Origin of the sequence: Parvibaculum sp. (assembly GCF_039680535.1) — a bacterium.
Lineage (GTDB): Bacteria > Pseudomonadota > Alphaproteobacteria > Parvibaculales > Parvibaculaceae > Parvibaculum.
Map to the genome: position 1 here is coordinate 84066 of NZ_JBDKSS010000019.1, position 18440 is coordinate 102505.

The window sequence follows — 18440 nt, forward strand, 5'->3', positions numbered from 1 at the left end:
TTCCCAAAACGACCAATCGGGAGAACGCTCATGGCCGCTTCGACGGACGACCTCATTGCGAAACTGAAGGCGGCGCTGCCGGTCGGCAGTGTGCTCGAAGGCGCAGAGGCAGCGGAGAAGGCGCAGGGCGGCTGGAGCAGGCTCGGAAGTCCGCGCGCCGTGTTGCGTCCTGCTTCGACGGAAGAGGTTTCAAAAATCCTGAAGCTCGCCCATGCGGCGGGCGAGCCTATTGTTCCGTGGGGCGGCAAGACCGGGCTCGTCGAAGGTGCAGAGGCGGAGGGGCATATCGTGCTCTCGCTCGACCGCATGAACCGCATCGAGGAAATCGACGTCGCGGGCGGCACGGCGACGGTGCAGGCGGGGTGCATCTTGCAGGCGCTTTGCGAAGCGGTGGAGACGCAGGGTGCGCTCTTTCCGCTCGATCTCGGCGCGCGCGGATCGGCCACCATCGGCGGCAACATCTCGACCAATGCGGGCGGCAATCGCGTCATCCGCTATGGCATGATGCGCGACATGGTGCTCGGCCTCGAAGCGGTGCTGGCCGACGGCACGGTGATTTCCTCGCTCAACCATCTCATCAAGAACAATGCGGGCTACGACCTGAAACAGCTCTTCATCGGCTCGGAGGGTACGCTCGGCATCGTGACACGCGCCGTGTTGCGCCTGCGTTCGAAACCCTTGTCTCAGGATACGGGCTTCGTCGCTGTGGAGAGCTTCGAACAGCTGCCGAAATTCCTGCGCCATATGGAGCGTGCGCTGGGCGGCACGCTCTCAGCCTTCGAGGTGCTGTGGGAGGATTTCTACAAGCTCGTGACGACGGAGCCGGCCAAGGGAAAGACTCTGCTGGATTACGGCCATCCCTATTACGTGCTCGTCGAGTCCATGGGCGGGGATCAGGAAGAAGACTCCGCGCGCTTTGAAAAGGCGCTGATGGCGGCGCTTGAGGACGGGCAGGTGTCCGATGCGGTGATCGCGAAAAATCAGGCCGAACGAAACCAGATGTGGGCGTTGCGCGACGATGTGGGGCAGGTTGCGCGCAACCGGCCGATCTTCACATTCGATGTGAGCCTGAAGATCGCCGACATGCAGAGCTATATCGCCGAGGTGCGCGAGGGCCTCGCGGCGAAATGGCCGGCGCATTCGCTGATGGTTTTCGGCCATCTCGGCGACGGCAACCTGCATGTCATTCCGGGAAGCGTGCCCGAGCACACGCCGGCCATACGCAAGGAGGTCGAAGCGATCGTCTATGGCGCTTTGCGCAAGCGCGGCGGCTCCGTTTCGGCGGAGCATGGCATCGGCCTTGAGAAACGGCCGTATCTCGGCTGGTCACGCTCGCCGGAAGAGGTCGCCTTGATGCGGACGCTGAAGGCGGCGCTCGACCCCAAGGGCATTCTCAATCCCGGCAAGGTGCTGGAGCCCGCGGGCTCACACGCAAAGGCGGCGGAATAGGCATGGAAGGCGAGCGGTGGGTCCATGGGCCCGCCGCTCGTCCATTCATTCGGCAGGCGGCGGCGCGTCGGGACCGTCCGGCGCTTCGTCATCCTTCATCATGCGCGAGCCGCCCTTGAGCATGCCCCGGTGCTCGGCGCGGGGGCCGTGTCCGAAGGGTGGGCGCATTTCAAAATCGCCAAACCGATTGAGGATTTCCTTCTGGTCCGCGTCGAGCGATTGATAAAGCGCTTCGAGGGCGGGTTGCGAAGCCTTCATCGAATCGAGCTTCAGCGTCAGCATTTTCTGCATGAAGGCGCGGCGTTCGACGATGGTTGGGGCGCCGTCCTTGCCGCTCGGCGGGAGCGGCCGCTCGAAGCAGGCCTGCTCGGTGGCCTTGGCATTGGCGAGAGTGGCATCGCGCCATTTGTTCCAGAGGGGAAGCTGCGCCGCGCTGGGCTTCAGCCGTGCTTCCAGATAGGCGAGACCGCCTGCAACGCGGGCCGACCGCTCTGCGCACCGGTCCTTTGCGAATTTCTGCATTTCCGCGGCGGCTGGGCGGGGTGGCTTGGTGTCTTCCGCATAGGACGGCATGGCGAAAAGCCCCACGCAGAGTAGGGCGGCAGCGCCACCCGTCAGCAGTTTGTTTCTCATTTCCGAACTCCTTCTCAGGCGACCCCCTTGAGCGATGAAACGACGCGCGGAGGGATATCCGTCGGCTTTTTTGGCGATGGCGGCGGTTTGCAGTGCGGGCGCGCTTCGTGGCAGACTGCTCGAAACCGCAACGAATCCGGATCGAGGCGCGGCGCGTGGTTCGCAGCCAGCCTCTCCGTCATCACAGAATTGAAACAGGGACGCCGGGCAGATTCGTCCAGTTGTCTGAAGCCATCCGCAATGCTCTGCAAGGTGAGGTCGTCATGGTGAAGTTCGGCGTCGGTCAACCGATGAGGCGTGTCGAGGACGAACGGCTCGTAACGGGCAAGGGCAAGTATACGGACGACCTGGCTCTGGACGGGCAGGCCCATGCCTTCATGGTGCGCTCGCCCCATGCGCATGCGCGTATTCTGTCCATCGACACGGAAGACGCGATGAACGCGCCGGGTGTGCTCGCCGTCTGGACGGGCGCGGACGCCGAGCGGGAAGGTCTCGGTATCGTCGCAAGCCCCGCCGCCGACATGCTGAAGAACAGCGACGGCACGCCGATCTTCAAGACGACGCGCCACCTCATCGCGCGGGATACGGTGCGCTACGCTGGCGACACGGTTGCGCTCATCGTCGCGGAGACGCTCAATCAGGCGCGCGACGCGGCGGACCTTCTGGTCATCGACTACGAGACATTGCCGAGCGTCGCGGATACGGCAGGGGCCCTTGCGCCCGACGCACCGGTCGTCTGGCCGGAAGCGGGATCGAACCTCGCCTATGACTGGAGCCTTGGCGACGAGGCGGCCGCCGGCGCCGCGCTGAAGCAGGCGGCTCATGTCACTCGCATCAAGCTCATCAACAATCGCATCGTCGTCAACGCGATGGAGCCGCGCGCGGCGCTGGGCGTCTATGACGCGACGCGTGATCACTACACGCTCTATAGCCCGAGCCAGGGCGTCCATTCGATGCGGAACTTCATCGCGCAGTTCTCGCTCAAGATTCCGGTTGAGAAGCTTCGCGTCGTCACCGAAGACGTCGGCGGCGGCTTCGGCATGAAGACCTTCGTCTATCCTGAATATCCGCTGGTGCTTTTCGCATCGAGGAAGCTCGGCCGTCCCGTGAAGTGGACGGGCGACCGCTCGGATGCGTTCCTCACCGACAGTCAGGGCCGCGACCATGTGACGGAAGCGTCGCTCGCGCTCGACAAGGATGGGCACATCCTCAGCATCGAGGTCGACACCATCGCCAATCTTGGCGGCTATCAGAGCCAGTTCGGGCCCTTCATTCCGTCGCTCGCGCCGCGCAACATGCAGGTCGGCGTCTACAAGGTGCCGGTGCTCTATAACCGTGTGCGTGCGGTCTACACCAACACGGTGCCGGTCGATGCCTATCGCGGCGCGGGCCGTCCGGAAGCGTCCTATCTCATCGAGCGGTTGATGGATCAGGCGGGGCGCGAAACCGGCCTCGGCCCGGTCGAGATCAGGCGGCGCAATTTCATTCCCGCAAGCGAGATGCCCTATCACGGCGGCGCGTCATTGCCTTTCGACTCGGGCGATTTCGAGCGCAATCTCAATGACGCGCTGGTGAAGGCCGATGTTGCGGGCTTCGAGGCGCGTCGCGCGGCGGCAGCGAAAGAGGGCAAGATCCGCGGGATCGGCCTGAGCTATTACGTCGAGCGCACCGCGGCGGGCATGTCGGACTATGCGCGTATCGCGATCGATGGCGAGAACGGCACGGTCCATGTCTGGACCGGCCAGCAGACGAACGGGCAAGGACACGAAACGGCATGGACGCAGTTCCTGGCCAATCGTCTCGGCCTCGACGTCGAAAAGATCAAGGTGCATCTCGGCGATAGCGACGTGCTGCCGGGCGGCGCGGGCACGGGCGGATCGAAGGCGATCTATCTCGTCACCGGCGCCATCGGCGACGCGTCGGACAAGCTGATCGAGAAGGGCCGCGAGATTGCAGCGAACGAGCTCGAAGCGGCGAAGGCCGATATCGAATATCGCGGCAGCGAGGGCGAGCCCGTCTTCGCCGTGGCAGGCACGGACCGCAAGATCGACCTCTTCGCGGTGGCGCGTCTCGCTGAGGGCCAGGCCGATGTCGGCGAGCTTTCCGGCGACGGCGAATATAACCAGAAGGGAAATACCTTCCCCAACGGCGCCCATGTCTGCGAGGTCGAAATCGATCCCGAGACGGGCGTGTACAAGATCGTGCGTTTCACGGCGGTGGACGATTTCGGCCACATCCTCAACCCGCTTCTTGTGGCGGGTCAGGTCCATGGCGGCATCGTGCAGGGTCTTGGACAGGCGATGGGCGAGCACGCCGTTTTCGACAACGAGACCGGCCAGCTCATTACCGGCTCCTTGATGGACTATTGGCTGCCTCGCGCCGATGACGTTCCCTTCTTCGACATCAGCTACAACGAGATCCCCTCGACCTCGAATGCGCTGGGTGTGAAGGGTGCGGGCGAAGCCGGCACGGTTGGCGCGCCCGCGGCTTTCATCAATGCGGTGATCGACGCGCTCAAGCCCTACGGCATCGAGAGCATCGACATGCCGGTGACGCCGCAGAAGCTCTGGGCACTGATCAACGGCGCGCGCCGCGCCGCCGAATAAGGCTGGATTAGGGTCTGGACCCTAACATTTTTGTCAGTTTGCGCCGATGTGCCGTTGACAATTTGTCACGGCGTATCGAACATCTGTCCATGATGACGGAGGAACCAAACTCCAGGACTGATAAGGCCACAGAGATGGCTGTTCTGGAGGTCGAGGAAGGGGCAGCCACCAGCACTGGCGTTGGCGGTGTACGTGGCGGCGTCTCTCGAAGAAAACAGGAAAGCCGGCGCAAGCTGCTTGCGGCAGCGCGAAAGCTCTTTGTCGAGCGCGGATACCACGAAACCCGCCCGCAGGATATTTCCCGCGAGGCAGGCGTCGGGCATGGGACGTTCTATCTCCATTTCGAGGACAAGCTGGCCTGTTTTCTCGCCTTCACGGACGAGGCAGCCATAGAGCTTGAATATTTCCTCGCGCAGCATGTCGGGCGCGTCGGGCGTCTCGAGGATTCGGTGCGCGAGATCCTGCGCGGCATTTTCGAATATTCGGTCGCGCATCCCGGCGTCATCTCGGCGGCGCTGACAGATGCGTCCGTGCTGTCCACGAGCGACATCGGCAAGAAGATGCCGATGACGCGGTGGGCGGAGGGCTGGGCGGTTCTCATCGAGAAATGGAAAGCGAGCGGCGAGGTGTCGCCAGACATCGACAGCAGGCTCGCGGGTCATCTTATCGTCGGCGCGATCAAGCAGGGCGGCGGCTACGCCGCACGTGAAAATCTCGATACGGAAAAGATCATCGACGGCATGACGATGCTTTTCGTCAGGTCGCTGAAAAAGCAATAAGGCCGCAAGAGGCCGGCACCGGGAGGAGAGGATAATGGCGCAGCTCCAGTACACATGGGACGAGCTGATGGCGTCGCACGACTATGCGCGCCCTCATGAAGAGGCAGGCTACCGGCTGCATGGAGGCTTCGACGCCAAGGGCGAATATATCTCGCCGCGCACGCTCAACCGCTGGCCTGCGGTGAAGGCGTGGGGCGCGCAGTTGACGGCGAGGGGATGGCCGCTCATCGACGCGACGGTGGAGCTTCTCAAGCGCGAGCATTATCCGAATATCGAACAGCAGAAGCTGTTGCTGGGGAACGGCTATGGCGAGACGCTATGGAACTCGCTGACCATCACCGGGCTCGTCGAGGCGCGAGGCCGCGCGCTCTGCGAATTCGAGGCGCCGGATTTTCAGCAGATCATCGTCGAGGACATTTCCAACATGTGCACGGGGCACCTGCACAAGGGGCTGCTCTATGCGCATGGCGTGGACGAGGGCGGCGATCCGAAAGATGAATCCATCGGCGCGCATGACCAGATGTGGTTCGCCGCGCGCGATCTCGTCTTCGGCAAGGACCGTTATCCGGTTCCGCAGGTACCGGACAATATTTCGCGGCCCGATAGCGGCCGTTTGATGCCGCAGATCCCGGCTGGCTTCGAACAGCTCATTCTCCTGCTGATGAACGTGTTGATGATCGAGGTTCGCGCCGAAGCGGGCTTCAGTTTCAACTGCAACCTGCTGCGCGATCCGGCGACTTTCCCGGACAAGCGCGCGGAGGCGGAGCTTGCCGCCGATATGATCGAGCGCATCCGCACGGACGAGGCGATCCACGTCGCCTATCTGCAGGCGGCGATTTCCGAGATGCGGAGCCTGACTTTCAGGACAGTCGATGGCGGCACCATCGAGGGCCGGAAGATGATCGATCCGGTCTGGGAAGGCATGGTGCAGTGGCATTCGGTGACGCAGGCCGATTTCAGCCATGCCCAGACGCATGAGAGCATTGCGCGCAGGCTCGCCGACAAGCCCGCTCTCATGGCGAAGTTCGAGACGCTCGAGGATCGTCCGCGCGCCGCCTGATCTGAGGAAAACCAAGAAAACAAAACGGGGAGGACAGAATGCGGTTCGGGATTTTCTATGAGCATCAGTTGCCGAGGCCCTGGAACGAGGGCGACGAACTGAAACTTTTTCAGGACGCGCTCGACCAGGTTGAGCTTGCAGACAAGCTTGGCATCGATCACGCATGGGAAGTCGAACATCATTTCCTTGAAGAATATTCGCATTCCTCGGCGCCGGAGGTTTTTCTCGCCGCCTGCTCGCAGCGCACGAAGAACATCCGCCTCGGCCACGGCATCACGCTGATGCCGCCGAACTACAATCACCCCGCACGTGTTGCCGAGCGCATCGCGACGCTCGATCTCGTTTCGCGCGGCCGCGTGGAATGGGGCACCGGCGAAAGCTCCGCGCTGCTCGAACTCGGCGGCTTCAACGTGCCCGTGGGCGAGAAGCGCAGCCAGTGGCGCGAGGCGGTGGAGCAATGCGCCAACATGATGGCGATGGACCCTTACCCCGGCTATGAGGGCGAATATTTCTCGATGCCCTGCCGCAATATCGTGCCGAAGCCAGTGCAGCGTCCGCATCCCCCGCTCTGGGTCGCCTGCTCGAACCGTGAGACGATCAAGCTCGCCGCGCGTCTTGGCATCGGCGCGCTCACCTTCGCCTTTGTCGATCCCTCGGAAGCGAAGCAGTGGGTCGATGATTATTACCGCATCTTCAAGGAAGAGGCTGTTCCCATCGGCCATGCCTGCAATCCGAATGTCGCCATGGTGACGGGCTTCTCGCTCAATCGGGATGCGGCGGTGGCGAAGGCGCGAGGCATGGATGGCTTCCGCTTCTTCGGCTATGCGCTTGGCCACCATTACATCTTCGGCGAGCACAAGCCGGGCCGCACGAACATCTGGGACGCTTTCGAAAAGGCGCGCCCCACATTGCCGGAAGAGGGTGGCAATCGCGGCATCGGCACGCCGGACGACATGCGCAAGCATCTGCGCGGCTTCGCGGAGGCTGGTGTCGATCAGGTCGCCTTCATCCAGCAGGGCGGTCGCAACCGGCACGAAGACATCTGCTTGTCGCTCGAGCTTTTTGCCAATGAAGTCATGCCGGAGTTCAAGGAGCATGAGGCCGAACGGCAGAAGAGGAAGGCCGAGGAGCTGGCTCCCTATATCGAGGCCGCGATGAAGCGAAAGAAATTCATGAAGCCGCTTTCGGATGATGAAATCCCGAATGTGGTGGCGCTCGGCCGGCAGATCGCGGAAACGTCGAAGGTCGTTTCCGCCGATTAGAAGCGTTGCATTATCAATGTGACAAGGCTGCGCCTCGAAAGAGGCGCAGCTCTTCATTAAGCTGGGGCGTCGATCGGAAGATCGTTTCAGGTGGAGGAAAGACTCGAATGAGAAAAACAGTTCGTTTCGTCATGCCGCTGCTCGCCGCTTTCGCTGCCGCTTCGGCCGCGTGGGCAAATCCCGGCGCCGACATCAAGACAGGCGCCGATCTTGTTGCCGCCTGTCAGGCTTCGGTGGCGAAGGACACCTCCGAAAAGGGCCAGATCTCGGCCACGGCCTGCAACCAGTTTCTGGCTGGCATGGTGGTCGCCGTCTACAACGCGACAGAAGCAGGCATGCCGACCAAGCTCCATCGCCTTGGGCCGAAGAAGGACGAGGAGGTTTGCTTCCGCCTTCCTGAGTTCCTGAAGTATGAGGAATTCGCCGCGCTCGTCATCAACTACGACAAGTCGCATCCCGGACTTGCCGAGCGTCCTGCGGCGGAACTTGCGGGCCGGAGCCTTGCCGACAAGTTTCCTTGCAAGGAAATCAAATAACACCTCGCTGAGGGGCGTTATTTGCAATAGGGACCGGGGCCCAGCGTCAGGGTTCCGGTTCGTTTGCTTCTATCGCAACGCGACGCGCGCGATGCGGAACGGCACGGGCTTCGCGCGGAGGACCTGTTCGAGATTTGCCTTTGCCGGGATTTCGCCTTCGGCGAGGGCCTCGATTGCGACGCGCGCGGGAGAGCCAGCCACACGGGGTAGCGGGACCGAAAAAGTGAGGCGCGTCTTCTGAGCCCGCTTGGACAGACGCGCTCCGAGACGGGCGATCGGCACAGCATCAACGGCGATGTCGAAGCGGAAACGCCGCGCCACCGAAGGCCGGTCGAATTCGATTTCGATGATGAGGTTGCCGGGCCCGCGTAGTTTGGCGCCGCCGAGCTCGAACTCGTGGCGCAGTCTCGGTTCGCCCGCGCTCGCCAAAAGGGGTGTAACGGTTTTTCCCGATAGGGGCAGACGCAGGCGGCGTATGCGTGGGACGACCTGGCGCTCGCGCTCGAAATGGCTCTTGGGTCTCTCAGCGATCAGGGCGGCGAGGCGCCGCAGCGGCGCGCTGGACGGCGAGTTTTGCGCAGCTGCGACGAGGCCGAGCATCTGGCGCGCGCCAATCCCGTGGCTCTCCAACTCGCGGATAACGCGCTTGGTGTTGTCGAGTGGAACGAGGCTGTCGAGATAGAGCAGGCAGGCGATGCTGGCTGCCATGGCGTCGAGCGCGGCGGCGCTGTCGACGACTTTCTCTGGCTCAAGACCATCCTGTTTCAGGAGCGCGATGAGATCGAAGGCCCAGGCGGCGCTGATCTGGCGGGAGGTGGCCGGCCGCGCCGCATGCGCGGCGGTCAGCGCGATCATGTCGGCATGCGAGGGAACCACGACAGGGCGGCCATGGAAGCGCGCCGGCGTCGCGCGCGCCCATAGCGCATCGAGCGCGGCATCGGTCAGACGGGGGGCGGGGACCGGCTGGTGATGAACGTCTATGTCGCCATGAAGCCCGCGCCGAAGGTTGAGCCCGGAGCGGAAGCGCCATGAACTCTGCGCATATTCGCGCGAGTCCCGCGAAGACCATCCCTCGGCATAGAGCAGGGTGATGGCGCGTGGGTAAAGCGGGCGCGGAACGAGAATATCGAGATCGCCACTGATGCGAGGGCCGCTGCCGCTTACTCCCGCCGCCTGCAACGCGCCGCCCTTGAGCAGCATTACGGGGATGGCATGCTCTAGCAGCGTGTCGAGTGCCGCAGCCGAGTCCCGCAACACGAGTTGCGAAGTCGTCCAGTGAGCCTTGGCGAGGCCCTGCACGCGAGGTCGGTATGGGCAGTCGGGCGCGATGGCCGGCAGGCGCGAGGCGATGGGTGCGAGGAGTTTGTGCTCCTCCCATGTCACATCGTCGAGATCGTGATGCGCCTTCCAGCGATCCCAGCATTTCGCCGCGTCGGCGGCCGGCAGCAGGGCGACCCGCAGCAGGAGATCGAGGTCGCCCTGCGGCCAGGATTGGCTCAGAAGGAAATGGGCGAGCCTATTCATCGCGCTCCGCCGGAGTGGCCTGCTGCGCGGCAGCTGCCCGCTTGCGTTCCAGCGCGCGCTTCACCGTGAGGAGGTAGCCGCGATCCTTCTCAGCGTCACGGCCATAAGAGAGGCTTCCCGGCCTGATGCGGCGCATCGCAAGCACCTCGTTCATCAGCTCGAAGGCGTGGCCGAGTTCGCGGCCACGGGCGATCCAGTCGACCATGTCGCCGCGTGCGCCGGGTGGGTCGATCACCTCGCCGATGTTCCTTGCAGCTTCTGTGCGTATCATCAGCGTAGTGCGTCCCCACACATCACTTACTGGGCCGAGTTGCGGCGAGTATGTAGGGCCCTTGAATATCTGGGCTTGCGCGACCAGCGCGGCGACCCCCGAGTTCTCGGAGAAGCGGACAAGTTGGCGCTCCGCCTTATTAGGAAGCCAGAGGTCATCGGCATCGAGAAATGCGACAAATGGCGTTGTTACAGCCGCTATGCCGGTCGTGGTTGCCCCCCCACAGCCCTGATTGGTCTGTTGGATTACCGAGATACGTGAGTCCAGCTGCGCCGCACGCAAGCCCGTATCGTCTGTGGAGCCGTCATCTACCAAAACGATCACTTCAGGTAGAACCGTCTGGGCGAGGATGGAATGAAGCGCCTCTTCGACGGTCGCCGCGGCGTTATATGCGGGAACGACCACGCTGTAGGAACTATTCATGACTGAAAGACCTCCTCTGCCGATCCACGTCGCTTGAATAGGTCGCCGATTTCCATTGATCCACCGCCCGCGCGTCGCCGATTGAGTGATTTACGCAACGCATCAACGAACCCTCGACGCTTCTGCGCTGTATCATTAGTCATATTGGTAGAATGGCGCCGGTAGAACACGGCAACAGCCGTCTCGAGGATATAGGGTGTTCGGGTCTCAAGGAGGCGCATGAAGAAGTCTGTATCCTCGCCCTGCCGCAATTCTTCGTCGAAGCTGCCCAACCGATCGAAGACCGAACGCCGAAAAAGTGCCGCCGCGAGTTGAACGCCTGCGACTGTTACGGTCCTCGACCCCTCGATAACCCTGCTCGTCTCCTCGTCGATTTCTTCGAAGAATTGTACGAGGCCGATGACGAATTCAATGTCTGCATTGTCATTGAGAACCTGGAGCTGTCGTCCGATCCTGTTTGTGGCAGAGTGATCATCCGCATCAAGAAAGGTGATGTAGCCGCTGTCGGGCGGAACTGCCGCGAGCCCCGCGTTGCGCGCGCTGGAGACGCCCCTCTGAGGACCTGCAATTAGACGGATACATGGATACGCGGCGGCGAGCTGGCCTACGATGGCCGCCGTGTCGTCGGTCGAGCCATCATCGACGACGATGATGTCGAGATCGACCCCCGGCTCGCGCAGCAGGGAGCGCAATGCGGGGGCGATGAAGCGACCGGCATTGAGTGCGGGCATGATGACGCTGATCTTGTCGGTCATGCGGGCAATCCTTCGATGAAGCGCCTGATGGCGCCCGCGATATCTTCGGCATCTTCCGATAGCAGCACTTCATGGCAGGGAAGATCGCGGCATAGCGCGGCGGCAAACTGGATGCCCCGCGCCTCGTCGTCGGGCAGCTGGAACACGCTGGACGGCGCGAAGGCGCGCATGGCGACGCCGGCGGATACTGGCCGCAGTTCCGTGCGCGGCAAACGGGCGACCCTGGGTAGAAGCAGCGCCTTGATCTTCAGCCTGTCAACAAATGGCGACTGCGGCAAGGCGTCGGCATGTATCTCATATTTGCCCTGCCAATTGATCGCGTCCAGATGCAACGAGTTGGCGGTCCCGAATGCACGGGCGACGCCGGCGGGATCCTGCTTCAGGATTCGATAAAGCGGGTGTGCCGAGACACCTTCACCCCGGGCAAGCAGGCAATAGTCGTCGCCCACCGTGGAAAGACCGCCCGCAATGCCTGCGAGCGTGGTCCCCGATTTGCCCGAGCCGCCCGCGCCGGAGAGCAGAACGCCCTTGCCGCCGAAGCCAAGCGTGGCGGCATGGCAGAGGCGCGCTCCGCGCATCGCCGCGGCCCAATGAAGGAACACCCGAAGGGGGCCGCCGGTCTCCCAGTCAGGCGTCGCGCCGGGCGTGCGGATCAACTGAACGCCGATGCGTTCGGCGGGCGAGAAAATCTGCCATACGCGCGGATCATGCAGATAGGCGCCGTGGAACCCCGCCTTTGCAAGCGCCTCGTTGAACGCCGCGCGGTCGAAAATATCCGCGCCCCAGCGGGCGGGGGGCGGCAGGCCGGTCGACTGCGCGTCGACAAGGAAGAGCGTGACCTTCGCAGCGTCTTCGCCTGCGGGTATCCGCGCAAGATTGCGGGCACATAGATCTGCATAGGCGGGATCGCTGAACCACGCCTCGATGTTGACGCCGAAAACGCTCAGCCTGCGCACGTGCAGAGACGCGCGCGGCAGATCGCTCACCTGCTGGATAAGGCCTTGCGCGAAGGCGGGGAGGCTTGCGGTGTCAATCCGGGCAGCGGGCATTGGAGTTCAGGCGTTTGGCGCCGGGTCCCGTTTTACAGGCCAGCCGATATCCTCATCGACGTCGTGGATTGGGTCGGCAAGGATGAGCTCCGCCATGTCGTCGAAGGCTTCCATGGGCGGCACATCTTCGCCGGCGAGCAGGGCCGTGGCTGCTTGTGCCGCTTCGCTTGGTGCCGAGCGTCCCTCCGAATCAGTCAGCGGACGGATGAGCCCTTTATCGATCATGCTCGCAATGAGAGCTGCGACCGCTTCTCCGAGCGAGGCGCGGGCCGTGGCGGCATGATCGATCAGGGTCTGCGGCTGATGTCCGCGCGCGAGATCACGCCAAATGTCGGCTGAAACGCCTAGAAGGCTGAAATAATGCCCATTTGCCAGGTTCAGGACGACGATCTCTCCGCCAAAATCCTCGGCTACCACGTCGGGAGTGGATACTTCGTAGGCCGTCTCAAAATGCATAAGTGAAAAGCCTCGTCTTTAACTGCGCTGCGGGCGGGCGGGAGACGCGCCGTCCGGAGAACGATAGTAGGTACTCGCGAAAATCAGTTGGCCCAGTTTGTTGCAAAATCGTCAAGGACGCCATTCCTAGATGTCGAAAATTTTCATCAGGATTGTTAAGGGGGCGTTCCATCCGCTTTTGTCCTACGGCCAATAAAGAATGTTCAAGTCATGCAGGCCACCTTATTCTGAGAAAAACACCCAAGGGAGGGGCCGATGAGCCTGGTGATGGAAAGTCTTGAAAAGGTGGGCGATCGGGTCGGGGATCCGACCCCGCTTGTCTATGAGCGCCTCTTTTCACGTAATCCCGACATGAAGGCGCTCTTCGTGCGCGACGCCAACGATCTTGTGAAGGGTGAAATGCTGGCGCAGGTCATTGAGTGCCTCGTCGATTTCACCGGCGATCGGCGCTACGCCGCCAACATGATTCCCAGCGAATTGCGAAATCACGAAAATCTCGGCGTGCCGCCGGCCGTCTTCGCCACTTTCTTCGGTACCGTCATGGAGACGTTCCGCGACATCCTCGGCGCGGATTGGACCCCGGAGATGGAGCGGGAGTGGCGGCAATTGCTTGCCGGCCTCGATGGGCTGATCGGCGACCTCGCGGCCGCGCACGCCTGATCGTCAGTCCACCTTTGCGGCATCCGCCTCGTAAGCCGCATTTTCCCATGCGATCGCTTCGTCCACTGCCTTCATGACCGCATCGATATCGGCATGGGCATTGGCGGTCTGTTGCCACGTCGCCTCTGCGCGGTTCATCGTGGCGCGGTAGAAGTAGCCGCAAAGCCGGGCGATCTGATAGAAGTGGTGGCGAAACTGCTTGGTGTCGTTGATCATTTCAACCAGCGCCATCGGCGCGCCCTTGCGGAACAGGATGTTGGTCAGGCCCGCACCGTGTGGACCGACAACGATACTCGCGCGGGAAAAGGTATCCATCTGTTCCGCGAGCGGGGTAGTGCCCGGATCGATCACCTGAAAGCCAAGCGGCTCCAGCCGCGCGATCAGCTCATCCTCATTGAGTATCTGCCGAATTGTACCGGCCTGCCCGTTCCGCGAGACATAAAGACGAAGGCGGCTCCGCGGATCGGGGGTACAGCCGAAACGCTTCGCCGGAAAACCCAGCTGGCGCTGGGAATGGCGATCGGGTCGCACGACGTAGAAGCGGCGGCCTATGATTGTTTCGTCAGGCTCCTGAATGACGAGCTGCCTGTCACCGAACAATCCCAGTGCGGCGGCTTCCTTGAAGAACTTCCGTTCAGCAATGTTCCTTGGCACGATGAGGGGAATGTCCGGTGAAAGTCCGGCGCGATCGACGACCTCAATCTTGGGTACGAACTCATAGAGGAAGTGAAAATAGCCCTCGGCCCAAAGGGTGCTCAGCACGATCGCTTCGTCGATGCGTCGCCGCTTCCGCCTATATGTTTCGCAGAGTTTCGTTGCTGGCAGGAATGTTGGATAGATGTCGTCGGTCGATCGATAGATGGGGCGGAGGCCCGAATAAATGAGCCCGGTTTCGTATTCGAGGCGGAGCCGTCCCCTGAACGCGCGCACCCAGCCATTCGTCGGCTCATGACTAAACTTTATTGGCCGTTGATCGAAGGGCGGGCAGGCATAATCCGGATGAGCGGGGCCGTATTCGGCAGTCAGTCCGAAGATGGTCTCCGCAAAGCGTTCGGCCGAGGGAAGAAGGCGAAGGTGCGCGAGCTTGCGCTGCCGCCGGAGGGTGAGTTTCATTCTGGGCATGGCAGCGCGTCTCCGGCGGCGGTGAAACGAGTCTTCGAACGGGCCAACGCTAATCCGCCGACGCCTGAGGATATGGATGTAGAAGGAGTTGCTCGAAATAGGCGATCGTCTTCGTCAGGCCCTCGCGCAGGGTGATTTTCGGCTCCCAGCCGAGATCGGCTCTCGCACGCGAAATGTCGGGCTGGCGTTGTCTCGGATCGTCGGAGGGAAGATCCTTGAAATGGATCCGGGATTTCGAGCCGGTGAGGTCGATGACCATGCGCGCCAGGTCGAGGATCGTGAACTCGACGGGATTGCCGATATTGATCGGTCCGGTCACCTCTGCCGGTGTCGCCATCATCCGGATCATGACTTCGACTATTTCGTCGACGTAGCAGAATGACCGCGACTGGCTGCCATCGCCGTAGATGGTGATGTCGTCGCCTTTCAACGCCTGCACGACGAAGTTGGACACGACGCGCCCGTCATTGGGATGCATGCGCGGCCCATATGTGTTGAAGATGCGGACCACTTTCGCCGGAAGCTGGTGCTGGCGAACATAGTCGAAGAAGAGCGTCTCGGCGCAGCGTTTGCCCTCGTCATAGCAGGCGCGAACGCCCACCGGGTTCACATTGCCCCAGTATTCCTCGCGCTGCGGATGCTCGACCGGGTCGCCATAGACTTCCGAGGTCGAGGCCTGCAAGACCTTGATCTTCAGACGCTTGGCGAGCCCCAGCATGTTGATCGCGCCCATGACGCTGGTCTTGGTCGTCTGCACGGGATCGAACTGGTAGTGAACGGGCGAGGCGGGGCAGGCGAGGTTGTAGATTTCGTCCACCTCGACATAAAGCGGGAAGGTGATGTCGTGCCGGAGGACTTCGAACGACTTCCGGTCGAGCAGATGCGTGATATTGCGCCGGGTGCCGGTGAAGAAATTGTCCACGCAGAGCACCTCATGGCCGGCGTCGAGAAGCCGCTCGCACAAGTGAGAGCCGAGAAATCCCGCTCCGCCCGTCACCAATATTCGTTTCAGCATTCCGTCCCGCCCTTGTCTCTTGCCTGGTTGTCGCCGCTTGCCTGCTTAACATACAGGCTGACTCGCTTTCCTTGCCTTTTTTGATGTCAGACATGGCGGCGTGGAGATCAAGCCGCGGTCTCCGCCTCATGGCCTGCGACCTGAAAGACCGGATTTTACTGCACGTTCTTTGTCCCACCGCATCAAGACCGTCAAGGCGGCACATGAATTGCAATTCATGTTCTTCGTATACATGTTCCGTATTTTTGCCTGCTTTGCGGGCAATTTGGTGAGGGTGAAATAGTGAGGCGTATTTCCATGACGCGGGCCGCGCGGTTCGCCGTTCCGCTGCTGATGGGGTTGGCGAGTGCTTCGGCGAGCCATGCTGCCGAGAAACTCTCCTTCGGTCTGAGCTGGTTGCCGCAGGCCGAGCATTGCGGCTTTTTCCAGGCCAAGGCCAAGGGGCTCTATGCCGAGAAGGGGCTCGACGTGGACCTTGTTCCAGGTGGTCCCGAAACCAACATGTCGCTTCTGCTGGCGACTGGACGGATCGACATGGCCATGAGCAGCACGCTCGGCCAGCTCAAGATGACCGCCGAGAAGATTCCCGCCGTGACGGTCGCCGCCTATTTCCAGAAGGATCCGCAGACGCTGGTGGTGCACCCCGATCCGAAGGTGAAAGACATCTCCGATCTGAAGGGGCGGCCGATGCTCATCGGCACCTATTCGCGGCAGGAGTTCTGGCAGTGGCTTAAAGCGAAGTACGGCTTCACCGATGAGCAGCTTCGTCCGTATACCTATAGCGCGGCGCCCTTTCTTGCGGACAAGATGGCTGTGCAGCAGGGATATGTCACCAATGACGGCTTCATGCTCAGCAAGCCGCTCGGCGCCGAACCGACGATCTTCCTGCTCGCCGATTATGGCTATCTGAATTATCAGACGACGGTGCAGACGCTGGCGAAAACCTTCGACGAAAAGCCGAAGGTGATCAAGGCATTCCTCGAAGCCTCTGCCGAGGGCTGGAAGCAGTGTCTTGCTGGCGATTACGCTGCCGCGGAAGCGGCCGTGATGAAGGACAATCCGGACCAGAGCAAGGAACTCTTCGAATATTCGATCAATGAAATCGTCAAGCGGAAGATCGTGACGGGCGGGGAAGGCCTGCCGCTCGGCGGGATGACCGACGCGCGCTGGAAGGCTTTCACTGAAACCATGGTGGCTGCGGGCGTTCTGCCCAAGGACATCGATTACAAGTCCGCATACACGCTGAAATTCGTTCAGTAGTAGGGGGCGGGGGCCCCTGTGAGCCCGGCGCGTCGACACTGCCGCGCGCGCCGGGCTTGCTCTGTCATTGCGTCATGTAACGAGGGTGACGACCATGCTTGCCGATATTCCGGTTGTGGATCTCGCGGATTTCCGATCCGGCGACCTCGAAAAGCGCAAAGGCGTTGCGGGGAGCTTCGGCAGGGCGCTGGAGGAAGTCGGGTTTGTGACTGTGACGAACCACGGCGTTCCCGATGATACGACTGGCTCTCTCTATCGGCTGACCAAGCAGTTCTTTGCGCTGCCGGAAAGCGTCAAGCGTAGCTATGTCCTTCAGTCGGACGCGAAGACGAAGGGATATATTCCAGTCGGCGACGAAGCAGTTGCGCTGACGCTGGATGCGAAGGCAGCGCCGGATCTCTGCGAGGCGCTCGTCTTCCCCAATCCGCGCATGCCCGGCAACAGGCCGGACGGTCCGGAGAAGCAATTCTGGCCTGCCGAACCGGCAGGGCTGACGCCCGCTGTGCTCGCGTATTTTGATGCGTGTACGGCGCTTTCAAACGATCTCTATCGTCTTTCTGCGCTCGCTCTCGATCTGCCGGAAGATTACTTCGTCCCCTTCTTCACCGAAGGATCGTTCGTTCTGCGGCTGGTGCAATATCCCGATCAGATCGAGCCGCCGCTCCCCGGCCAGCTGCGCTACGGCGCGCATCACGATTACGGCGGCTTCACGATCCTGCGTCAGGACGACGCGCCGGGTGGGCTGCAGGTGTTCGAGCGGTCCGGCCAGTGGCGCGACGTGCCAAACGAGCCGAGGTCATTCGTCATCAATGTCGGAGATCTGCTGGCCCGCTGGACCAATGATCGGTGGCGCTCGACGCTTCACCGTGTCGTGAATCCCGGCCGCGAGCTCTCAGGCTCGACGGAGCGACTGTCGATGGTGCTCTTTACCGGGCCAAACGCGGACGCCGAAATCCTGCCTCTGCCGACCTGCTGCACGGCCGACCATCCATCGCAATACCCGCCTGTGACAGCCGGCGCCTATATCCGCGGGAAGATCGCGGCGTCGCACCAAATCTAGAAATCCGCGCAATACCCCAAACCAACGTCGGCATCTCATGACGAATAACAGCACACGAGCGGCGCATAGCGTCGACGCACCAAGTCCGGTCATTTTCTGAGTGGGGGAAGTGGTGCCAGGGGCGGAATCGAACATTCTCGTTAAGCCCTTGATTTAAAAAGACGGACAAAGATTTTGACCTGGGAGGTGCCGTCAAATGTACCGTCACGCAGTCGACGTCCATCTCAACAACTCCACGTTATCTTTTATCACCTCAGGCGGTCGGACTCTAGTTTGTCCGCCTTGCGCATTAGCGGTCATCGACGTATCGACCGCGGTCGATGTTACGAACTTGCGTGTCAGAGGCGCCATGGTTGGCGCAAAGCTATGCGGCGCCAGCGCTACCGGCCTAGACTGTGCGGGCTCGGCTCAGGAGAGAGCGGTCGTGAAAAACCTGGCGGGGGCGGACGCGCGAGAGCCCAGGACACCACCGAAACCTCACACTAGACTCGTCTACCACAAGGATCATCAATGTGTGCTG

Annotated in this window: 17 protein-coding genes; 9 read left to right on the forward strand and 8 right to left on the reverse strand. The window is 61.8% G+C overall.

Annotated features, from left to right (window positions below; all coding sequences use genetic code 11):
• Positions 1-30: 30 nt before the first annotated feature.
• Positions 31-1449: an FAD-binding oxidoreductase gene (locus ABFC66_RS13675; protein ID WP_346741523.1), complete on the forward strand. Its 1419-nt coding sequence runs from the start codon at positions 31-33 to the stop codon at positions 1447-1449.
• 45 nt (positions 1450-1494) lie between these two features.
• Here ABFC66_RS13675 and ABFC66_RS13680 read toward each other — a convergent pair whose 3' ends face one another.
• On the reverse strand, positions 1495-2082 hold the full coding sequence (locus ABFC66_RS13680) for a Spy/CpxP family protein refolding chaperone (RefSeq protein WP_346741524.1): 588 nt from the start codon (positions 2080-2082) through the stop codon (positions 1495-1497).
• 221 nt (positions 2083-2303) lie between these two features.
• On the opposite strand from ABFC66_RS13680, the gene ABFC66_RS13685 reads away from it, so the two are divergent.
• From ABFC66_RS13685 to ABFC66_RS13705, 5 genes are all read left to right on the forward strand, one after another.
• Positions 2304-4688, forward strand: coding sequence for a xanthine dehydrogenase family protein molybdopterin-binding subunit (locus ABFC66_RS13685; protein ID WP_346741525.1), 2385 nt, complete (start codon positions 2304-2306; stop codon positions 4686-4688).
• Positions 4689-4822: 134 nt separating this feature from the next.
• Positions 4823-5467 carry a TetR/AcrR family transcriptional regulator gene (locus ABFC66_RS13690; protein WP_346741526.1) on the forward strand — a complete coding sequence of 215 codons (645 nt, stop codon included), beginning with the start codon at positions 4823-4825 and terminating at the stop codon, positions 5465-5467.
• A 34-nt stretch (positions 5468-5501) separates the two neighbouring features.
• Entirely contained in the window at positions 5502-6527 is a 1026-nt protein-coding gene (locus ABFC66_RS13695) for a hypothetical protein (protein WP_346741527.1), read from the forward strand.
• Between the two features lie 38 nt (positions 6528-6565).
• Positions 6566-7789 carry an LLM class flavin-dependent oxidoreductase gene (locus ABFC66_RS13700; protein WP_346741528.1) on the forward strand — a complete coding sequence of 408 codons (1224 nt, stop codon included), beginning with the start codon at positions 6566-6568 and terminating at the stop codon, positions 7787-7789.
• A 107-nt stretch (positions 7790-7896) separates the two neighbouring features.
• Positions 7897-8325: a Rap1a/Tai family immunity protein gene (locus ABFC66_RS13705; protein ID WP_346741529.1), complete on the forward strand. Its 429-nt coding sequence runs from the start codon at positions 7897-7899 to the stop codon at positions 8323-8325.
• A gap of 69 nt (positions 8326-8394) precedes the next feature.
• Here ABFC66_RS13705 and ABFC66_RS13710 read toward each other — a convergent pair whose 3' ends face one another.
• Genes ABFC66_RS13710 through ABFC66_RS13730 form a run of 5 tightly spaced genes read right to left on the reverse strand, consistent with a single transcriptional unit; the run spans position 8395 to position 12803 of the window.
• A complete protein-coding gene (locus tag ABFC66_RS13710; RefSeq protein WP_346741530.1) occupies positions 8395-9849 on the reverse strand; it encodes a nucleotidyltransferase family protein in 1455 nt (484 codons plus the stop codon).
• Positions 9842-10543: a glycosyltransferase family A protein gene (locus ABFC66_RS13715; protein WP_346741531.1), complete on the reverse strand. Its 702-nt coding sequence runs from the start codon at positions 10541-10543 to the stop codon at positions 9842-9844. The genes ABFC66_RS13710 and ABFC66_RS13715 overlap by 8 nt, the downstream gene beginning before the upstream one ends.
• On the reverse strand, positions 10540-11298 hold the full coding sequence (locus tag ABFC66_RS13720; RefSeq protein WP_346741532.1) for a glycosyltransferase: 759 nt from the start codon (positions 11296-11298) through the stop codon (positions 10540-10542). Before ABFC66_RS13720 ends, ABFC66_RS13715 begins: the two co-directional genes overlap by 4 nt.
• Positions 11295-12347 carry a serine kinase gene (locus tag ABFC66_RS13725; protein WP_346741533.1) on the reverse strand — a complete coding sequence of 351 codons (1053 nt, stop codon included), beginning with the start codon at positions 12345-12347 and terminating at the stop codon, positions 11295-11297. Before ABFC66_RS13725 ends, ABFC66_RS13720 begins: the two co-directional genes overlap by 4 nt.
• 6 nt (positions 12348-12353) lie before the next feature.
• Positions 12354-12803 (reverse strand): PqqD family protein, encoded by a 450-nt coding sequence (locus ABFC66_RS13730; protein ID WP_346741534.1) that lies wholly within the window; start codon positions 12801-12803, stop codon positions 12354-12356.
• A 255-nt stretch (positions 12804-13058) separates the two neighbouring features.
• Here ABFC66_RS13730 and ABFC66_RS13735 point away from each other — a divergent pair, with 255 nt between their 5' ends.
• Positions 13059-13463 (forward strand): globin, encoded by a 405-nt coding sequence (locus tag ABFC66_RS13735; RefSeq protein WP_346741535.1) that lies wholly within the window; start codon positions 13059-13061, stop codon positions 13461-13463.
• A 3-nt stretch (positions 13464-13466) separates the two neighbouring features.
• On the opposite strand, the gene ABFC66_RS13740 is transcribed toward ABFC66_RS13735, so the two are convergent.
• Together ABFC66_RS13740 and ABFC66_RS13745 are read right to left on the reverse strand one after the other, a co-directional pair.
• On the reverse strand, positions 13467-14585 hold the full coding sequence (locus ABFC66_RS13740; RefSeq protein WP_346741536.1) for a glycosyltransferase family 61 protein: 1119 nt from the start codon (positions 14583-14585) through the stop codon (positions 13467-13469).
• Positions 14586-14634: 49 nt separating this feature from the next.
• The gene (locus ABFC66_RS13745) at positions 14635-15600 is read right to left on the reverse strand and encodes a UDP-glucuronic acid decarboxylase family protein (protein WP_346741537.1); all 966 of its coding nucleotides are present in this window, start codon (positions 15598-15600) and stop codon (positions 14635-14637) included.
• Positions 15601-15897: 297 nt separating this feature from the next.
• On the opposite strand from ABFC66_RS13745, the gene ABFC66_RS13750 reads away from it, so the two are divergent.
• On the forward strand, positions 15898-16860 hold the full coding sequence (locus ABFC66_RS13750; protein ID WP_346741538.1) for an ABC transporter substrate-binding protein: 963 nt from the start codon (positions 15898-15900) through the stop codon (positions 16858-16860).
• 94 nt (positions 16861-16954) lie between these two features.
• Positions 16955-17920 (forward strand): 2OG-Fe(II) oxygenase family protein, encoded by a 966-nt coding sequence (locus ABFC66_RS13755; RefSeq protein ID WP_346741539.1) that lies wholly within the window; start codon positions 16955-16957, stop codon positions 17918-17920.
• The last annotated feature ends 520 nt before the right edge of the window (positions 17921-18440 follow it).